Origin of the sequence: Paenibacillus sp. FSL E2-8871, from assembly GCF_038000345.1 — a bacterium.
Lineage (GTDB): Bacteria > Bacillota > Bacilli > Paenibacillales > Paenibacillaceae > Paenibacillus_AQ.
The window spans coordinates 4,470,712-4,488,455 of the sequence record NZ_JBBOBV010000001.1 but is presented as its reverse complement, the minus strand read 5'-3'; the positions used below and the strand labels follow the sequence as shown (position 1 = coordinate 4,488,455).

The window sequence follows — 17,744 nt, the reverse complement described above, 5'->3', positions numbered from 1 at the left end:
TACAGACGACAGCGATAAAGCAGAGGAGTAACCAATTCGCTAGCTTCATTCCCATTTAAACCGTGCCTGCCTTGATCATTGTTAAGTCCTCGCCGCTTACTTGTTTGATTAAATTCATTACCTTATAGGCTCCTCTGCCGTTCTCATAAGGTTTCATCTTATCTGTGTAAGTAGAGCGGTTCTCGTATAGCGTCATAATCGAATGAACAAAGGTTTGATTAGTTATCTCTTCTTCAAGTAACATTTCAGCGAGTCCAGTTTGTTGAAAATACTGCGCTTGGGCAAGTTGACCAGAGCGGCTGCCGCCATTCGTGTGAGGAATTAATAACATTGGCTTTTGCATAGAAAGAAGCTCCATCATAGAATTTGAGCCTGCACGGGATACGACAATATCCGCCATAGCTAATAAATGTGGCAGCTCACAGCTTGTAATGAATTCATACGATTTGTAGCCTGACATCGAGAGGTGATAATCAACTTTTCCCTCCCCGCAAATATGAACCACTTGAAATTTGTCTATCAACTCAGCGAGTACATTGTTCACCATTTGGTTAATGCTGTGTGCCCCTTGGCTTCCTCCCATAATAAGAAGAACAGGCTTAGCAGAGGTGAATCCGCAAAAGGCTAAACCACGTTGTTTATCAGCTAATTTGAATTGCTCCTTCAAGAGCGGTCCCGCATGAACGGCCTTGAGAGAAGCAGATTTGGTTACAGTATCCAGAAAATTTGTACACAGATGAGTGGCAAACGGAAGTGATATTTTATTAGCTAGTCCAAGATTTAAGTCTGGTTCATAAATAATGATGGGCACTTTGTTGAGTTTGGCTCCAATCACGACCGGTACAGAAACAAATCCACCTTTAGAAAAAATCACACTTGGTTTGATGGTTCGTAGGAGTCGGTAAGATTGAAAGATGCCCTTCATGATTTTGAATACATCGGTCACATTCTTCCAATCGAAATAGCGTCTCAATTTCCCTGTGGAAATGGGATGGTAGGTCACTTCCTCCTTGTAGTCAGACAAAAGCTTACGCTCAATTCCTTGTTCGGAGCCTATATAATGGACGTCCCAATCCTCTGCTAGACACTTAGGGATCAACACGAGGTTGCCGGATACATGTCCAGCGGAGCCTCCACCTGTAAATACGATCGAGGTACTCATGCTAGAAACCCACCTTGTTGTAACATTTCTTTTATCGCAGGTTTGCTCATCAACACATGATTCGAATCATAGCTCTGGAAGTCCACAGGCGGGCAAGAGGCATAGGCTTCTTGTAAACCTTCTATAGGAAAAGGAGGGAGAATCACATAATAGTGATCATCCAGATGAATGGAAGAAGCACTCTCGAATTCCGAAATTAGGGCCTCACTTAAGCTTTCACCGGGACGTATCCCCGTTTCCTTGATTTGGATCGTGCTAGTTGATAAGTCGTCAATTAAGACCTGGGCTAGATCCTTAATGCTGCAAGCAGGCATTTTGGTCACAAAGACTTCTCCGCCTCTGCTTTCTTCTGTTGCTTTAAGGAGTAGGGTAATTGCATCATCTATGGTTAAGAAAAAACGAGTCATTCTAGCATCTGTAAGGGAAATGTCTACTCCATCCACAATACTTTGTTTGAAAATAGGCACCACGCTACCCGTTGAGCCAAGTACATTGCCACTTCTCACACATACAAACTGAGTTTTGGTTTGTCTGAGGTTGGCATGGACCATTAGCTTTTCACCGAGTGATTTTGTCATTCCGTAGGTGCTCGATGGTTGCGCTGCTTTATCGGTTGAGACATAGACTACTTTTTTTACGCCATGTTTAATAGCGGCTTGAATCACATGCTGAGTTCCGAGGACGTTAGTCTTCATCGCACTGTCTGGTTGTTGTTCGCAGATCGGAACATGCTTCAAGGCCGCTAAATGATAGATATAATCTACCTGATGGCAAGCTTGCATCAGTTCTTGCTTATCACGTATATCACCGATGATGAACGTTAGTTTGGGATTATGATGATATTCCTGTTGTAGTTCTACTTGAAGTGACTCATTGCGGGAAAATATTCTGATTTCTTTTGGGTCTCTTTCCAATAACCGTTTCACGAGTTGTTGTCCCCAAGATCCGGTTCCACCGGTAATTAATATGGTTGTATTTTGCACGGTTTGTTCCTCCTATGATCTTAGCTACACAATAATCATAGTGTTCATATGTTACGTGAATATGGCAAAGCGAAAGTTCTCAAAATCAAAAAAAGGTTAAAGAACCCGTACTAGGTTCCTTAACCTCTCTTCAGATATGAATAGTATTTTCTACCAGAATTCTGAAAAGTATGCGAAACCCACTGACAAGAGATGTTATGAAAGTTACAATTTTTATTGGCATTTGAAATAATGACTGTTATATTTGAAAATACTATGTGTTATAAGCTTAGCAACTTGGTATCGACAGAATGGAGAGGCGGAATTACATGCAACAATTTTTAGATAGTATGATTAGCGTAACAAATGATTTTTTGTGGTCGAAAATACTGGTGATCCTTCTTATTGCTTGTGGACTTTATTTCACCGTAAGATCGAAATTTGTACAGTTTGGTATGTTCAAAGAAATGTTTCGGGTTCTTAAAGGATCCAATGAAAGGTCAAAAGATAGTATTTCATCCTTCCAGGCCTTCTGCATCAGTATGGCGGCGAGGGTAGGGACAGGTAATATAACGGGAATCGCAATTGCTATTGCCATAGGTGGTCCAGGGGCTATTTTCTGGATGTGGGTGATTGCCATTATTGGATCAGCCTCCGGATTTATAGAAAGCACTTTGGCACAGGTATATAAAGTGAGGGATAAGACCGGATTTCGCGGTGGGCCTGCCTATTATATGGAGAAAGGCCTGAACAAGCGCTGGATGGGAGCGATATTCGCGGTTCTGATTACATTATCCTTCGGGCTTGTATTTAACGCGGTCCAATCGAATACGGTCACAGTGGCCTTTGAGAATTCTTTTGGCACCAATCGGGCCATTCTTGGGCTTGTAATGGCTGCTGCCTTTGCGCTGGTTATCTTTGGCGGTGTTAAGCGTATCGCAAGAATGTCCGAATATATTGTAGTCGTAATGGCAGGAATCTACATTGGGGCTGCTCTTATTATTATGCTGATTAATATTACAGAGATCCCAGGAGTTCTCGTACTCATTGTGAAAAGTGCCTTCGGATTTGAACAAATCGCTGGTGGCTCTCTTGGTGCAGTAATTCTACAGGGTGTGAAGCGTGGACTGTTCTCTAACGAAGCGGGTATGGGTAGTGCACCTAATGCCGCGGCAACAGCAACCACAAGTCATCCGGTGAAGCAAGGGCTAATGCAAGCGCTAGGCGTACTCACAGATACGTTACTTATTTGTTCGAGTACGGCGTTCATTATCTTGTTGTCTGATGCCTATAAGCAGCCAGGGCTGGATGGAATCAAGCTGACACAAGCCGCATTAAGCGAGCATATTGGTTCGTGGGCATCCGGATCACTAGCGATTATGATTTTTTTGTTTGCTTTCAGCACGTTAATTGGAAATTATTATTACGGTGAGACTAATATAGAATTTTTGAATTCCAACAAAAAAGTATTACTATTCTATAGATACAGTGTTTTGGCGATGATTATTTTTGGTTCCGTAGCAAAGGTTCAATTGGTATGGGATTTGGCCGACTTATTTATGGGCTTCATGGTTATCGTGAATTTGATTGCCATCCTGCTATTATCTAAAGTGGCCTTTGCCGCCTTGAAGGATTATAAAAAGCAGAAACGTGAAGGGAAGGATCCTGTTTTCTATAAAGACAGCATTCCGGGGCTCGAGAACGTTGAAGGTTGGGACAATTCTTCAGATATAAAAAGATAGAAATGTATTTGAAGGGCTCAGGAGACTGAGCTCTTTTTGCTGTCAGATTAGAAAAACGAGCCTTTAGAATTGCTTCTAAGGCTCGTTTTGCGTACAGTATTTTAAATTAGTCCTGCTTAATTTAGTTTATCCTGCAGCCCAAACATCTAATTCAATTTTTAATTCAGGCAAACCTAATCCTTTTACATAAGCAATGGTCATTGAAGGAGGTGTCATACCGAATAATTTATTCCAAATTTCATCGAAATGATCCCAATCGATTTCTTCTGTGGCCCAAATGTTGATTTTAATTACATGATCGGGAGTTAGCTTTTGAGAAGAAAGGACTTCCACAATATTACTCATCGTATTTGTTACTTGTTGATTAAAATCTGTAGGGATATTACTGTTTTGATCGATTCCAATTTGACCAGAAAATACATACATTTCAGCGTTTCTGCTTATTTTTGTTACATGACTGTAGTTACCAACGGGCTTCGCAATATTTTCTGGATTATATCTTGTGATCACATGATTATTTAAGTTCATTTTTATGAGGTCTCCTTTAAATAGAAGATACATAACGATAGCTAGGTTATATATCTCCACTGTTTTTTAGTTTTAATTTTTGACAGACTTATCCTATCAATCATTAATTCTAGAAAAAAACAGCAGTAGAATACCCAATACCAAAAGATAAATATTTTAGGGATCTCTTTTTCATCAGGCATTCCTCCTTCATATTTAAAGTAAAATAACTTCATCAGAATGATAACATTAATCCATGTGCGACGGCAACTTTGCCTCCTCCGGCATAACATGACTAGGATCTTTTTTTTGCTGTATTTTATGAAAACTTCAATGCTTTTTTTGAAAAAAAGCAAAAAACACTTACATTAACGGATATTATATTGTTATAATTACAAACAGACCGGTTGGTATGTTTGGGGGAAATACGTAATTATGGATAGAAAATCACTAATGATTGAGAAGGCGACACTCCTTTTTCAACAAAAAGGTTACAAGAGTGTAGGCGTTAGTGAAATTTTAAAAGCTTGTGATGTTACCAAAGGAGCGCTCTATCATCATTTTCCAAATGGAAAAGAAGAGCTATTAATTGCTTGTCTAAAGAGCCTAAAGGAAGCAATCACAATAGATATGGAGGACATTTTCAAAAAGCATTCTTCTACGCAAGAGGCCACGAAATTCATGCTTAATAAGTTAATTCACAACTTGGAAACCGAGGGCAAGCTTACAGGCTATACATTTAGCAGTATTGTCAGTGAAATGGCTACGGTCAGTGAGCCTGTCCGCCAAGCATGTAACTCACTTTATGAGAACATTCAGACTATTTACTACACGAAGCTTGCAACTGAAGGCTTCTCGAATGAACTAGCTTCTGATATTGCTTTATTGATGACAACCTCGATTGAGGGTGCGATCATGCTGTGTCAAACGCAGCGATCTACCGCACCTTTAAAGACTATTGCGAAACTATTACCGACAATTTTGAAAGGAAGAACATCATGAATCTAGAAACAAGATTACCGAGAAACGGCAAAGAGGGGGCATTATACGGTGCAATTATTTGTACACTAACCGTTCTGTTTATGTCTTCATTAAATATCATTTTAGCGGTTGGAGAAATTAATGGGGAAGTTGCTTTATCGATCCTTAAGGTGTTTCCGATCATTTGGGTCATTGTTATGATTATAGAGCCTGTTGTTATTGGGCGTATCGCAGAAAAGCTGACAGCTAAATTCACACAACCTAGCGATAGCTTCAACGCCAAAATTCTATTTCGTATTCTTTTCACCGTACTAGGAATGTCATTTGTGATGACCTTTATTGGAGACATCATCGGAAACGGATTGAGTTCTGAAACGTTCAATCACTTCTTAGCGAATTGGCCAAGAAATTTCCTGATTGTACTGATCGCTGAAAGTATAGTGATCCAACCTTTTGCACGATTTGTGATGGTAAAGCTACATGCTTCTCAGGATAAAAAGAAGTCCAGCGCCGCTGGTATAACTGTAAATGGATTATCGGAACAAAACTCATAACATAAATATGCTCTCAGGCGATGCGTTTCGTTTGAGAGCTTTTCTATTACCGTATATAATGATATTTTAGTTGAATCATTGAAACCCTCCTATATAACAAAGAAAACTTAACAATGAAAGGTAATATCGAACATGATGATCTATAGTCGTCTTGCCATAATGATGCCCCCATTTCCCTAGCTAGGCTCATATTCTTGTTGTTGTTCGAGGATATAAGCTTGTAGGAGGGCGAATTTAATATGAAAAAATATGCAGCACCATCTTTACTTTTAATGATTGTTCTTGTGGCTTTTCCGCAAATTAGTGAGACGATCTACACTCCATCGTTGCCGGATATTGCGGTAGCACTTGGGGTCTCTAATAGTTCTGTACAGTTAACATTAAGCATATATTTTATCGGATTTGCTTTAGGTGTTTTGTGTTGGGGTTGGCTCTCTGATTTCATCGGACGGAGACCTGCCATGCTGGGTGGCCTCATTGTATATGGTATTGGAAGCTTGATGTGTTTTTACTCGGAATCCATTACTCTACTTCTGGTCAGCCGTTTCATTCAAGCATTTGGAGCAGCAACTGGCTCTATCATTACGCAAACCATTCTTCGGGAGAGTGTATCCGGGAATAAGCGGCATGCTATGTTTGCCCAAATCTCGGCGGTGATTGCTTTTACTCCAGCAGTAGGGCCGCTTATTGGCGGATGGGTGGATCAAGCTTTTGGTTTTCGAGCGGTTTTCTTTACATTAGTGATGATGAGTGTGTTGTTATTTGTGTATGCTTTTTGGAAGCTGCCAGAAACGACTGATGTTTCCGTGAGAAAAAAGGTGGCTATTCTACCTATCGTTAAAAGAATGCTCTCATTGCCACGTGTACTAGTGTTTGGGTTACTGATCGGGGGCATCAATGGAGTTTTATTTAGCTACTATGCGGAAGCACCCTTTATATTTATTGAACACTTTAACATTTCACCGGGAGTATATGGTTTTCTAGGCATTGTTGTGGCTTTGGCATCGATAGTGGGAGCAATGATGTCCAAGAGATTATTGAGTCTCTATGCCGCAGAAAAAATAATTCACATCGGCTGTCTAGTGATGACCAGTGGGGCTTTGCTATTAACAATCGTAAGCAGCCTTGCCTCGTTGCCGAATATGATGTTGATGGTATGCATTCTAATAACCCTTTTTGTCATGTTAATGGGGGCCGGTATCGCTTTACCTAATTGTCTAAGTCTTGCGCTTGTCAATTTTCAGGATGTTGTGGGAACAGCAGGTGCGATCTTCAGTTTGGGATATTACTTATTAGTTAGTTTGGCGACATGGGGAATGAGCGCCCTGCATAATGGTTCATTACTGACGATGCCCATCTATTTCTTAGGGATTAGCGGCGGAATGTGGTTATTAAGTAAAAAGTTTATTGTAACGGAATAGAATTTACTTCTTAGTTATTTGATTAGAAGGAGATATGGAACGGGGTATCCATAACTGAATGGCAGTCTGGAACTTTTTGAGTTCCGGACTGCTTTTTATTTGTTAGTCTACTTCCGGTACAATGACTTGGATATGACGAGGGAGAACACTTAGCGTAATTGGTAGAATCGGACCTTCTTCACCATCCACATTGGTTCTTACGGCTTCTGGAGAGCTCACAGTCACATTCTGGGCCGTGAAATAGACAACGTCTTTATGATCCTTAAGGCTGCCAAGTAGTAAAGAAATACTGGCTGTAATGGTATTGAGTATACTGAGGTCTTGAATAATAAAACAGTGAAGCAGACCATCGTCAACCGCAGCATCAGGTATCAGATTCTCGAATCCGCCAACGGAGTTGGTTAACACGGCGAGAAAAAGCGGGGAATCACCTTGCCATGTCTTCTCGTCATAATGAATGACAAGAGGGTGGGGGGAAGTGCTTGTAAGTTGTTTTAGGCCCTCTTTCAAATATGCCAATGAGCCGAGCTTGGTTTTCTCTTCGATTGATACGGAGGATAAAGATCCGGCGATTGAACCTACAGCAACAACATTTCCGAATAAGCGGTCATTCAAGCAACCAATATCTACTGTCTTTACGTTAGAGGAAGCAAGGGTTTGAATGGCTATTTCGGGATTCAATGGAATCTGTAACGCGCGGGCAAAATCATTAACCGTTCCTAAAGGGACTACACCTAACTTTGGGTGTTGTTTCTGATTCATAAGACCATTAATGGTCTCGTGAAGCGTGCCATCCCCGCCAATGGAGACGACTAGATCGTAACACTCCTCACAGGCAGTGATACAATAACGAGTTGCATCTAGTTCTTTTGCCGTCTCCTTAATCGTAACCAAGTAGCCTTGATCAGCTAGAACTCTTTCTGCATATCTGACATATTCGCCAGCTTCTTCTTTACCAGATGAGGGGTTAATAATAATCATAGCTTGCCGCATAGGGATTATCCTCTCTTGTTCAATCTAATAGCCTATTAGATGATTACCCCAAAGTGGTATAGCAGAAATCATAACAACCTAAAAAAAGGTGAGCAAGAACGACTTAAGTCGTCTTACTCACCTCTTTTATGTTTGTTAATAGACCTTGTCACCATTAAAAATGGAATTCTTAACGATAACATAGTCTACTTTACGAATAGCTTCTAATTTATTGCCTCCAGCATAAGAAATCGAGGACTGAAGATCTTGCTCCATCTCTCTCAAGGTTTCTGCTAAAGCACCTTTGTGCTCGACAACTATTTTTTTGCCCTCAACATTCTTCTTTTCACCTTTTTGGTATTCAGAAGCGGAGCCGAAGTACTCTTTATACAGCTTTCCATCGATCTCGATGGTATCACCAGGAGATTCTTCATGCCCAGCAAATAGGGAACCGATCATGACCATGGAAGCACCAAATCTAATGGACTTGGCGATATCTCCATGTGTCCGAATGCCTCCGTCAGCGATAATAGGCTTACTTGCAGCCTTGGCACACAAGCGTAGTGCGGCTAATTGCCAGCCACCTGTTCCGAATCCTGTCTTAATCTTCGTGATACATACTTTCCCTGGTCCAATTCCCACTTTAGTAGCGTCGGCCCCAGCGTTCTCTAATTCTCTAACGCCTTCAGGAGTTCCCACGTTTCCAGCAATAACGAAACTAGCAGGTAAATACTGTTTAATATGTTTGATCATTCGAATGACAGCCTCGGAATGACCATGTGCAATATCGATCGTAATGAATTCCGGAATCAACTGTTCGTTAGCTAATTGTTCAACGAAATCGTATTCTTCTTCTTTGACTCCGACACTAATGGATGCGATTAATCCGCGGGTGTGCATGTCCTTGATGAAAGACGTACGCTTCTCCGGTTCAAAACGATGCATAATGTAGAAGTAGCCATTTTGGGCTAAGAAGCTGGCGATCTTCTCATCTATGATGGTTTGCATATTTGCAGGTACCACAGGTAATTTAAAAGTATGACCACCTAAGGTGACTGTTGTATCACACTCAGAACGGCTATTTACGATACATTTTGCAGGAATTAACTGAATATCTTCATAATCGAATACTTTTTTCATTATATACACCTCTAAATGCGAACATTATAGTATTTTGGTTTGATTATTGTTCGTCCACTTTGTAATGTACAGCATTCCGAACAAGAAGTCAAAATTCTAGTACATTATGGTGTAAATTGGACTTAATTATACGACGATTTGGTGTACGGGTAATGATTCATATAGTGAACTGAATGTAGGGACAAGAATATGTATAGATATTAACAAAAGGCCATCCCTATAGGGATGGCCTTTCTTCTATTACATCTGAAAAAGCTTGTAAGCAATATATGCTGCAACGACCCAAATGATAATCGCAGAGATCTTATTAATGATCAGCATGATTTTGCCGCTTGAATCTATTTGTCCTACGGTCTTTCCTGCTACAGCAAGCCCAAAGAACCAAATCCAAGAAACAAGGATAGTCGAAACGGCGAATGTAACTTTGTCTATGCCAGTGTAACTAAGGGAGCTGGTGCCGATAACCCCAATCGTATCCATGATCGCGTGTGGATTTAATAAAGAAACGGAAATCGCAAATAAGATCTGTTTTTTTGAAGATAGAGGTGCTGCGTCTTGGGATGAAGAGGTAGGTGTGCTTCTCCAGATGGACCATCCCATATACAAAAGGAATACAAGTCCCACAGCAAATAAAGCGGTCTGCAGAACAGGGATGGCAAACACAAGAACGGAAACACCTAACACGGCTAATAAAATAAGAAGGGTGTCACATAAAGCGGCCGTAATAATAACTGGGATGGCTTTTTTAAACTGTGGCTGTGAGGCACCTTGGTTAAATACAAAAACATTTTGTGCGCCAAGCGGAAGAATTAATCCAAAGGCTAAGGCGATCCCATGAAGTAGTGCGGCTAACATAGTTGTGTCCTCCGGTGATGAGTAATGCGTTATAAAATTTGCTTTTGAATATGGTGCTCCATATGTTCTAGATAGTCTTGAATACCTGCGGTAATTTAATCACCCATTCGTTTAATGAATCGATTACGTGCTGTAGGCTGTTCTCCTCACTCATCTTATATCCCAACTCCTTTATCTATAATTTCTGGCTAAATAATATGTACTATCATACATTGAGGGCTTTCATTTAAAAAGATGATTAATATAATCTTGTTGTCCCTTAAAAAAGGTAGTAAAGTAACATGATACATACTATTTATGGAAAGAAAGGTTGATATTTTTTGAAAAAAGGAATATTTACAGGTCTTCTTGCGCTCTTGCTGATTACCGCCAGTACGCTATCTTTTAATGTTGTAGAGGCCGCTGGAACAGTAACGAAATTACCTAGCCCCCAATGGAGTCAGCTGAATGTTGTGGGAGCATTAGAAAGCATAGAAGGGGGTCCCGTGGAGGTTCCATCATTAAATACAGTGTATCTCCACACTAAGGAAGAGCATGCTACCCAAACTAAGGTATGGTTGGTTGATACGCTGAAATCTTATGATACACAGACAGGGAAGCTAAAGTGGTCAGTTAATTTTGCAGACCCTGGCACAGCGATGTTTCGTGAATCGAAAGATTATATAGTGGCGCCGGATGGAACGGTATACATAACCTTTACAGATAATCTTTCACCTGACGCAACTCAGATCTATGCGGTGGGACCAGACGGAAAACGGAAATGGAAAGTGAATTTGTCTCAGACAGAGGGATACTTATATAGACTTGATAACGGGAGTTTAGTCTTTGCATCCCAAGGTAACTTTGATAACAATGGGAATTATAACGGGTCACTAACTTTAATTAATAAAAGTGGTACCAAAGTAAAAAATATTTCTTATAAAGGAACGGTGTTGGCGCAAGGAAATCGTGTCTTAATTCAAACGAATTACGGTGGTGCGAAAGGCTCACGTATCCAAGCACTCGATTCTTCCTTAAATTCAGTGTTTACATATCAAATGCCAGCCGATTCGTACACTGAAGTGTCTTACAATCAGGTGCTTTCCGATGGAACAGTACTAATCCGTACTAATATACCAAAGACAGGGAATCGGTTATTCGGATTCAACTCTAAAGGTAATCTACTGTGGGGAAGAGATATCGCAGGTGATGCTGTAGTATCCTCACTTGGTGAAGTTTATGGGGTTTATGCCAATGGCAAGCTGTCTCTATATAATGTCAAAGGATTGGTTAAGTCGGTAGCGCTTAAAGATGAGACAGAATTTTTTGTATCGTTGGACCGATTACAGGATGGTAATATTGAGCTTGGCTTCCCGGGTTCCGCCACATATGTTTTAAATCCTAAAACGCTCGCAGTAGATTATACTTTTAAGTTGAAGGATGATTTTAATTTCAACTATGTAGGCAATGGCGTGGGGTATGTAATGACAGACAATGGATTTTCACGAATTAAGTTTTAATTCCAGAAATCGATTAGGATTGATCAAGGGATGCTGCCCCTAAAGGGATGGTATCTTTTTTTCTATTCTGTAATTACACTCCTAGCATAAATGTCATCCCATCTCATGACCTTTTGTAACTAGTAAGGCCTCAGGGGGTTACACTATAATAAGGGTCTAGTCAGCAGAATTTATAGGGGGCAATGTCTTGTTTAATCTGGTCAAACAGTGGTTCTGGTACGATTGGCTCGTCCTCCTGTTTCGGATTTGTTTTTCTACTTCTTTTATAGTTACGATGTGTTACCTCTCGGAGGACTTTACGATTCCTTTCTGGATCGTGTTTGTTTGGGGTGTGATCTCTTTTTCAGTGCCTTGGTTTTGTTTGCAGCTGCATTATAAGTATTATCTGATGGCGGAGATCCTTCTTTCAGGTGGTCTATGCTTATATTTGGCTGCTCTGTTTCCTGATTCGTATGTAACTTTTCTGCCAATTGCTTTTATGATTGCCAGCAATAGTGCACAGAAGTCCTATCGTTGGTCAGCTCCGATCACGGTGATCTTGATTCCAATAATGTTATCTAAATTGTCACAACAAATGGATGCTATATCGATGATTGTGAACTTTGGCTTGGTGTATACGATTGGCTTCGCTTTTCACTTGCTGGTGGTGAATCATAAGCAGAACGGGATTATTAAGAACCAGAATGCTGTCCTGGAGCAGTATATCTCACAAGTCGAGCGTATGACCCTTCTGGAGGAAAGAGATCGATTATCCAAAGATTTGCATGACACTGTAGGGCATTCTTATACTTCAATTCTTATGGGGCTGGAGACTTTACGTACGGAGGTGAATACCTCTGAAGGAGAGCAAAAGATAGATTCCTTATTAAAGCTAACTCGCAATGGCTTGGATGATGTGCGTAAATATTTGCACCATGTGGGCTCTTCGCAGGATTCATTGACGCTTATGCAGTCCCTGCAGAAATTAGTGGATGATTTCCAGACCTTTTCGAAGGTTAAGGTTCGTCTAAGAACGTTCGGAGAGGCTTATACAATATCCAAGCAGGCTAAAATGACCTTATATAGATGTTTGCAAGAGTCGATAACCAACGCCGTTCGTCATGGTCAAGCCAGTGAAATTGTCATCACCCTGCATTACGAAGAGAAGTTAATTCGACTGGAAGTGCAGGATAATGGATTAGGCACTGAAGATTTAAAAGCAGGATTTGGTGTGAACGCGATGAAGGAACGTGCTTCCAACCTGCAAGGCCAAGTGTATCTCTACTCTAAGCCAGGGGAAGGAACCTTAGTGACCTGTAGTTTACCAAGGCTTGAAGAGATACAGGAGGAAATGATTCGCTTATTGCTGGTCGATGATCAACCTTATATCCGGGATAGTCTGCGAATTATTTTAGAGCAGCAGCCCGATTTTGAGATCATTGGGTTAGCTGAGAATGGTGAACAAGCAGTAGGCTTCTGTGAGCAGGAACAGCCTCATGTGGTGCTGATGGACTTAAATATGCCTGACATGGACGGTGCGGAAGCAACGAAGCTTATTAAGCAAAAGTGGCCAGGGGTACGAGTGCTGATCCTGACTACTTTTCAAGAAACGGATTTGGCAGTCGAAGCACTGCAAAACGGGGCAGATGGCTACTTGTTAAAGTCTACTGAACCGCAGGAGCTATTCGAAGGGATACGTCTCGTACATCGGGGTGTTAAGATGATAACACCAGCTATTACGAATGTATTAATTGATCATTATGAGATGCATCCAACTTCTGAAGCGCAGACTGAGCAGAGTAATGAGTATGGGCTGACCCCGCGCGAGCTGGAAATTCTAGAATGCCTGTCAAAGGGCATGCGTTATAAATCCATTGCAGCTAAATTGTATTTGTCTGATGGAACGGTGAGAAATTACGCTTCTACCATCTATGCTAAGCTGGGTGTACGGAATCGCGAAGAGGCTGTTGAGAAAGCCTTTGGCACATTGGAATAACTAAAACCGAATGATCTGAAATTGTAGAGCGAGCACCTTGTTGTCTATTTTCCCTTGTGGGAGTAGGCGAAAGGTGCTTTTTTGTATGAAATAACTGTCATATGACATTATGGCACTGGTCGATTTTACATCAGGAGCTCTAACATAGGATTTACAAAGATGAACAAATTTTTAGTGCAGAGAGGAAGAGGAGAATATGAGTCAAATGATCCGGAAGCATGTGAGGAATTTCTGTTTCTTATTAATTACTTTTGCCACAGGGCTATTTTACTTTTGCTTTTATTTGGTAGGCATCACTTTTGGGGTCGCAATGTCCTTCACCATAGTAGGGATTCCGATCCTTTATTATGTTTTGCGTTCTACGGAGACTTTTTTACAGCATGAGCGAATTCGAACGAAAGTCTATACGGATATCTCCGTTCGGACGCTTCCAACTCGATCTCAAGAACAAGGAAACATATGGGAAAAGGTTAAGGCGGAGTTGTCCGATGAGCATAACTGGAGAGCAATTATAGGGTTGATGCTGCAATTTGGAATTGGAATGCTCAGTCTCATATGTGCAACTCTTTTTTATTTGTCCCCTATTATTCTCTTGTTGTCACCTATCTTGTATTTCATCGATATCTCTTCTATATCGTTATTCGGGATTGAAAATAAAACACTCAACACCTCACTTCTGTTCATGCTGTTAGGCGCGGTATCTCTTTGGATAGGTGCTTATCTTGGCAACAGTTTAGTAAAGATGATCGGCAGGTATACGCGGCGTTTAGTGAAAGATTTTGCTAGAAGATAAACTTTTACACGAAAGAAGGAAGATTAATGGTAGCCTCAGTTTCATTTATAAAATTATTCTCGCAATCTCTTTGGATGATGTGGGAGAACCTATTTGCTATTGTCACCAAATTCCGCAGCCAGTCCGTGTGGAGATACGGGATATGTAAATTGGTCGTGTTAAAGTATCACGGTGAAAGTATAGTCTGCCAAGATGGACATCAGATTCTTCCCGGAGATTGGGTGGGGGAGCTTCATCTGGATAATCGTCAGGTAGTGCAGCTTACGCGTACCCTGGGCGCTGATCGGGCCGGAATTCGAACTGCACGTATGCTTCGCGAGGCCATGAAGGAGATTAGTCGTGAACTAGATAGCAATCCAGAACTAAGCAAAGTGCAGGCGCTAACGGGGATTACGCTACTTCACCGCGGGATCATTCATGGAATAGGGTTTGAGCAACATCCTATCAAGTCCAAATGGCAGCGGCGATGGTTCGGAATCTATCTTCGGTTCTTACTTCGGATGCTGCATCCGGAGGGGAAACATCGCGTTGAGGACAGCACGGAGAAGTTGTCTCCTAAGATGCTCGTGCTTAGTAAGCAGTCTTTGAAAGCGCGGTTTGCTCCTCGAAGGAAAGAGGCGGTTTCCTAATGTGGACGCTCCTTATTTTAGCTATAGATGCGATTATTCTTTATATGATTGTTCCGTTTGTGATTACTCGAATATTGGGATGGGGAGTTGTATCCAGAGGAAATGCCGCGAAGGAAGTTGCCTTTACTTTCGATGACGGGCCAGATCCATGCTATACCCCTGAATTATTGGACTTGCTGCATGAACATGACGTTAAAGCAACTTTTTTCGTATTAGGCAAAAGGGCTGAGCAATTCCCGGATTTAATCCAGCGAATGCACCGTGAAGGACATCAGATCGGCATTCATAATTATACACATACGCCTAACTGGATTTACTCTCCATGGACGAATAGAAGGAAGCAAGTAGATCGAACAGCTGATATTGTCGAGCGGATTACAGGAGAGCGGCCTATCTTGTATCGACCACCATGGGGGCTCCTTAATTTAGGCGATCTTGTCTTTCTTAGACGTTCTTATCGGGTAGTGTTGTGGTCTGTAATGGTGGGAGACTGGAAGGCGTCTGTTAGCGCAGCCCAAATAAAGCATGACTTATTGAAAAAGATAAAACCCGGTTCTATCATCGTTCTGCACGACAATGGTGATACACCGGGGGCAGATCGAGAAGCACCGCTGAACATGATCACCGGACTGGAAGAGGTCTTAAAGGAGATTCCTAGAAGGGGGCTGAAGAGCCAGCGAGTGGATGAGCTACTGAATAAGGAAGCTAGTTGCATTGGAGAAGCTAGGTCCTGCGTCAAACATCACGGTCAGATTAATCTGTAGCTATGGATGACATGATGTCACTAGATTGGAAGGGAATTCAGACATTGAAGAAGAAAACCGTTCGAACCATCGTTATGACCGTTTCTGTAGTATACATGGTGTTAATTTTTGCAGGTCTATGTATGTACACATTTTCTAAGTTTAATGAAATTCTCAGTCATGAAGTTGAACAAAAGCTTAACTATAAGGTGGAGCTTACTTCTACTAAACTGAATAGTCGATTGTCGAATGATTTCGAGAAGAGCTTGGCTGAAATGAGTGAGGAGGATGCAGGTTATTATTTTGTCATAGATAAAGCTGGTCGATATGTAGCAAGCCAGAACCCTAAGCACGATATAGGTAAAGCTATATTTGATGAACCGGACATACAGTTGCAAAAGGTTGGTCAGGTCATAGCACAATCTACGGGAACTAGTGGTACGGAGGACTCGAAGAATGTTTATGCTTTTACAAGGATCGGCGATACAAATTACAAGCTAGTGCTGGTGATGCCTGTAAAACAGATCTTGGAGCCAATGATGAACAACCAATATTTAATTATTGGCGGTTTTGTTATCGCTTTGATTATTTTTATTGTCTTACTCTTCATTATCTTAACCCGACTTATTGTACGACCGCTGCGAAGAATCAATGAGCATGTAATGGAGCTTGTTGAACACGGAGGTGATCTGACTAAGAAGCTGGACATGAAGCGTAATGATGAGATTGGGATGTTGGCGTATTCCATGAATCAGTTTCTGGATAACATTCGGGCCATCGTCGGGAATGTCACTTCACAGGCCAATCATCTGAATGAAAATGCAGAAATACTTCAAGTTTCAGCAGAGCAGACAAATGAGACATCCAAGCAAATTACCACGATTATTACGGATATGGCTGTGAGGTCGACGGAGCAAGCAGAACATGTGCGGCAAGTACTCACGATGATGGAACGGACAGGGGAAATCTCTGAGGAAATTATGCAGGAAACGGTAAAGACAGTTCACGATTCCAATCATTTAATAAAAGCGGTGCAAACTGGCCAGCGTGCAAACAGGGCATCTGTAGATCACTTGGAAACTATGGTTAGTTCCATTGAGCGCTCAACAGAAACCATTGCACAGCTGAACAGCCGATCCAGCCAAATCGGTGAGATCATTAACGTGATTTCCGAATTGGCTAGTCAGACGAATCTACTCGCGCTAAATGCAGCCATTGAAGCGGCCCGCGCTGGAGAGCAAGGGAAAGGTTTTGCAGTAGTTGCAGGAGAGATCCGTAAGCTTGCTGAAGGTTCCGAAAGAGCAGCCGAGCAGATTGCCGAGCTTGTTGGCGCAATTCGAGCGGATACGAATGCAGCGGTCAAAACGATGGAATCGAGCCAACAAGTGGTCAATCAACAGAATGATTTAGTATTACAAGGGCAACAATCTCTGGAGGAAATCGTTCAGAAGGTTGATCTAACAACCCAAAGCACGCTGCGCATTCAAGGCATATTTGGTGAGTTGTCTACAATGTCACATCAATCATTGAAGGCTCTAGTGCAATCTTCGCAACTCATTGATCAGTCGGCATCGTCCTCACAGGAAGTAGCGGCTTCCACGGAGGAGCAACTTGCGACTATCGATGAGATGACGACCAAACTAAGAGAACTCAGCGAGTTATCTGTATTTTTAAAGTTAGAAGTTGGGATATTTACGATATAGTCTTATGCTAAAAACCTTTCAAACATTTTTTATATAGGAAGGGCTATGGTACCATTTAGGATAAAGTGGTTCGCACCTATATTAAATCGTTGAGAAAAGGATGGGG

The 17,744-nt window shown here is 41.5% G+C and carries 16 protein-coding genes; 10 read left to right on the top strand and 6 right to left on the bottom strand.

Translation table 11 applies throughout. The annotated features are described in order from the left end of the window. Nucleotides 1–55: 55 nt before the first annotated feature. Both NYE25_RS20340 and NYE25_RS20335 read right to left on the bottom strand, forming a co-directional pair. On the bottom strand, nucleotides 56–1,162 hold the full coding sequence (locus NYE25_RS20340) for an undecaprenyldiphospho-muramoylpentapeptide beta-N-acetylglucosaminyltransferase (RefSeq protein WP_341146714.1): 1,107 nt from the start codon (nucleotides 1,160–1,162) through the stop codon (nucleotides 56–58). Continuing rightward, the gene (locus NYE25_RS20335; RefSeq protein ID WP_341146713.1) at nucleotides 1,159–2,145 is read right to left on the bottom strand and encodes an SDR family NAD(P)-dependent oxidoreductase; all 987 of its coding nucleotides are present in this window, start codon (nucleotides 2,143–2,145) and stop codon (nucleotides 1,159–1,161) included. The genes NYE25_RS20340 and NYE25_RS20335 overlap by 4 nt, the downstream gene beginning before the upstream one ends. Before the next feature lie 308 nt (nucleotides 2,146–2,453). Between NYE25_RS20335 and NYE25_RS20330 the strand changes: the two genes are divergently transcribed. Next, nucleotides 2,454–3,866, top strand: a complete 1,413-nt coding sequence (locus NYE25_RS20330; protein ID WP_341146712.1) for an alanine/glycine:cation symporter family protein — start codon at nucleotides 2,454–2,456, stop codon at nucleotides 3,864–3,866. Nucleotides 3,867–3,992: 126 nt separating this feature from the next. Here NYE25_RS20330 and NYE25_RS20325 read toward each other — a convergent pair whose 3' ends face one another. Continuing rightward, nucleotides 3,993–4,394 carry a RidA family protein gene (locus tag NYE25_RS20325; protein ID WP_341146711.1) on the bottom strand — a complete coding sequence of 134 codons (402 nt, stop codon included), beginning with the start codon at nucleotides 4,392–4,394 and terminating at the stop codon, nucleotides 3,993–3,995. A gap of 414 nt (nucleotides 4,395–4,808) precedes the next feature. Between NYE25_RS20325 and NYE25_RS20320 the strand changes: the two genes are divergently transcribed. From NYE25_RS20320 to NYE25_RS20310, 3 genes are all read left to right on the top strand, one after another. Continuing rightward, nucleotides 4,809–5,375: a TetR/AcrR family transcriptional regulator gene (locus NYE25_RS20320; protein WP_341146710.1), complete on the top strand. Its 567-nt coding sequence runs from the start codon at nucleotides 4,809–4,811 to the stop codon at nucleotides 5,373–5,375. Beyond that, nucleotides 5,372–5,908: a DUF2798 domain-containing protein gene (locus NYE25_RS20315; protein WP_341146709.1), complete on the top strand. Its 537-nt coding sequence runs from the start codon at nucleotides 5,372–5,374 to the stop codon at nucleotides 5,906–5,908. Before NYE25_RS20320 ends, NYE25_RS20315 begins: the two co-directional genes overlap by 4 nt. Before the next feature lie 239 nt (nucleotides 5,909–6,147). After that, nucleotides 6,148–7,329 (top strand): multidrug effflux MFS transporter, encoded by a 1,182-nt coding sequence (locus NYE25_RS20310; RefSeq protein ID WP_341146708.1) that lies wholly within the window; start codon nucleotides 6,148–6,150, stop codon nucleotides 7,327–7,329. A gap of 102 nt (nucleotides 7,330–7,431) precedes the next feature. Here the strand turns inward: NYE25_RS20310 and NYE25_RS20305 are convergent, their stop codons facing one another. The 3 genes from NYE25_RS20305 to NYE25_RS20295 form a co-directional block, all read right to left on the bottom strand. After that, nucleotides 7,432–8,322, bottom strand: coding sequence for a diacylglycerol/lipid kinase family protein (locus NYE25_RS20305; RefSeq protein WP_076120369.1), 891 nt, complete (start codon nucleotides 8,320–8,322; stop codon nucleotides 7,432–7,434). A gap of 135 nt (nucleotides 8,323–8,457) precedes the next feature. Then, nucleotides 8,458–9,441 (bottom strand): GMP reductase, encoded by a 984-nt coding sequence (gene guaC, locus NYE25_RS20300; RefSeq protein ID WP_042192907.1) that lies wholly within the window; start codon nucleotides 9,439–9,441, stop codon nucleotides 8,458–8,460. 240 nt (nucleotides 9,442–9,681) lie between these two features. Next, nucleotides 9,682–10,296 carry a LysE/ArgO family amino acid transporter gene (locus NYE25_RS20295; RefSeq protein ID WP_076298045.1) on the bottom strand — a complete coding sequence of 205 codons (615 nt, stop codon included), beginning with the start codon at nucleotides 10,294–10,296 and terminating at the stop codon, nucleotides 9,682–9,684. A 320-nt stretch (nucleotides 10,297–10,616) separates the two neighbouring features. Between NYE25_RS20295 and NYE25_RS20290 the strand changes: the two genes are divergently transcribed. From NYE25_RS20290 to NYE25_RS20265, 6 genes are all read left to right on the top strand, one after another. After that, entirely contained in the window at nucleotides 10,617–11,795 is a 1,179-nt protein-coding gene (locus NYE25_RS20290; RefSeq protein ID WP_341146707.1) for a PQQ-binding-like beta-propeller repeat protein, read from the top strand. A 187-nt stretch (nucleotides 11,796–11,982) separates the two neighbouring features. Next, the gene (locus NYE25_RS20285; protein WP_339267907.1) at nucleotides 11,983–13,770 is read left to right on the top strand and encodes a hybrid sensor histidine kinase/response regulator transcription factor; all 1,788 of its coding nucleotides are present in this window, start codon (nucleotides 11,983–11,985) and stop codon (nucleotides 13,768–13,770) included. Between the two features lie 196 nt (nucleotides 13,771–13,966). Further along, nucleotides 13,967–14,563 carry a sensor domain-containing protein gene (locus NYE25_RS20280; protein ID WP_076284978.1) on the top strand — a complete coding sequence of 199 codons (597 nt, stop codon included), beginning with the start codon at nucleotides 13,967–13,969 and terminating at the stop codon, nucleotides 14,561–14,563. A 26-nt stretch (nucleotides 14,564–14,589) separates the two neighbouring features. Continuing rightward, nucleotides 14,590–15,192 carry a YkoP family protein gene (locus tag NYE25_RS20275; RefSeq protein ID WP_042192898.1) on the top strand — a complete coding sequence of 201 codons (603 nt, stop codon included), beginning with the start codon at nucleotides 14,590–14,592 and terminating at the stop codon, nucleotides 15,190–15,192. Beyond that, nucleotides 15,192–15,956, top strand: a complete 765-nt coding sequence (locus NYE25_RS20270; RefSeq protein WP_341146706.1) for a polysaccharide deacetylase family protein — start codon at nucleotides 15,192–15,194, stop codon at nucleotides 15,954–15,956. The genes NYE25_RS20275 and NYE25_RS20270 overlap by 1 nt, the downstream gene beginning before the upstream one ends. 44 nt (nucleotides 15,957–16,000) lie before the next feature. Continuing rightward, nucleotides 16,001–17,638 carry a methyl-accepting chemotaxis protein gene (locus NYE25_RS20265; RefSeq protein ID WP_341146705.1) on the top strand — a complete coding sequence of 546 codons (1,638 nt, stop codon included), beginning with the start codon at nucleotides 16,001–16,003 and terminating at the stop codon, nucleotides 17,636–17,638. Nucleotides 17,639–17,744 lie beyond the last annotated feature (106 nt).

Coding starts and splice junctions, on each gene's coding strand:
- guaC (WP_042192907.1), bottom strand. CDS start 9,441: ATGAAAAAAGTATTCGATTATGAAGATATTCAGTTAATTCCTGCAAAA.
- NYE25_RS20320 (WP_341146710.1), top strand. CDS start 4,809: ATGGATAGAAAATCACTAATGATTGAGAAGGCGACACTCCTTTTTCAA.
- NYE25_RS20305 (WP_076120369.1), bottom strand. CDS start 8,322: ATGCGGCAAGCTATGATTATTATTAACCCCTCATCTGGTAAAGAAGAA.
- NYE25_RS20275 (WP_042192898.1), top strand. CDS start 14,590: ATGGTAGCCTCAGTTTCATTTATAAAATTATTCTCGCAATCTCTTTGG.
- NYE25_RS20315 (WP_341146709.1), top strand. CDS start 5,372: ATGAATCTAGAAACAAGATTACCGAGAAACGGCAAAGAGGGGGCATTA.
- NYE25_RS20325 (WP_341146711.1), bottom strand. CDS start 4,394: ATGAACTTAAATAATCATGTGATCACAAGATATAATCCAGAAAATATT.
- NYE25_RS20295 (WP_076298045.1), bottom strand. CDS start 10,296: ATGTTAGCCGCACTACTTCATGGGATCGCCTTAGCCTTTGGATTAATT.
- NYE25_RS20330 (WP_341146712.1), top strand. CDS start 2,454: ATGCAACAATTTTTAGATAGTATGATTAGCGTAACAAATGATTTTTTG.
- NYE25_RS20280 (WP_076284978.1), top strand. CDS start 13,967: ATGAGTCAAATGATCCGGAAGCATGTGAGGAATTTCTGTTTCTTATTA.
- NYE25_RS20310 (WP_341146708.1), top strand. CDS start 6,148: ATGAAAAAATATGCAGCACCATCTTTACTTTTAATGATTGTTCTTGTG.
- NYE25_RS20340 (WP_341146714.1), bottom strand. CDS start 1,162: ATGAGTACCTCGATCGTATTTACAGGTGGAGGCTCCGCTGGACATGTA.
- NYE25_RS20270 (WP_341146706.1), top strand. CDS start 15,192: ATGTGGACGCTCCTTATTTTAGCTATAGATGCGATTATTCTTTATATG.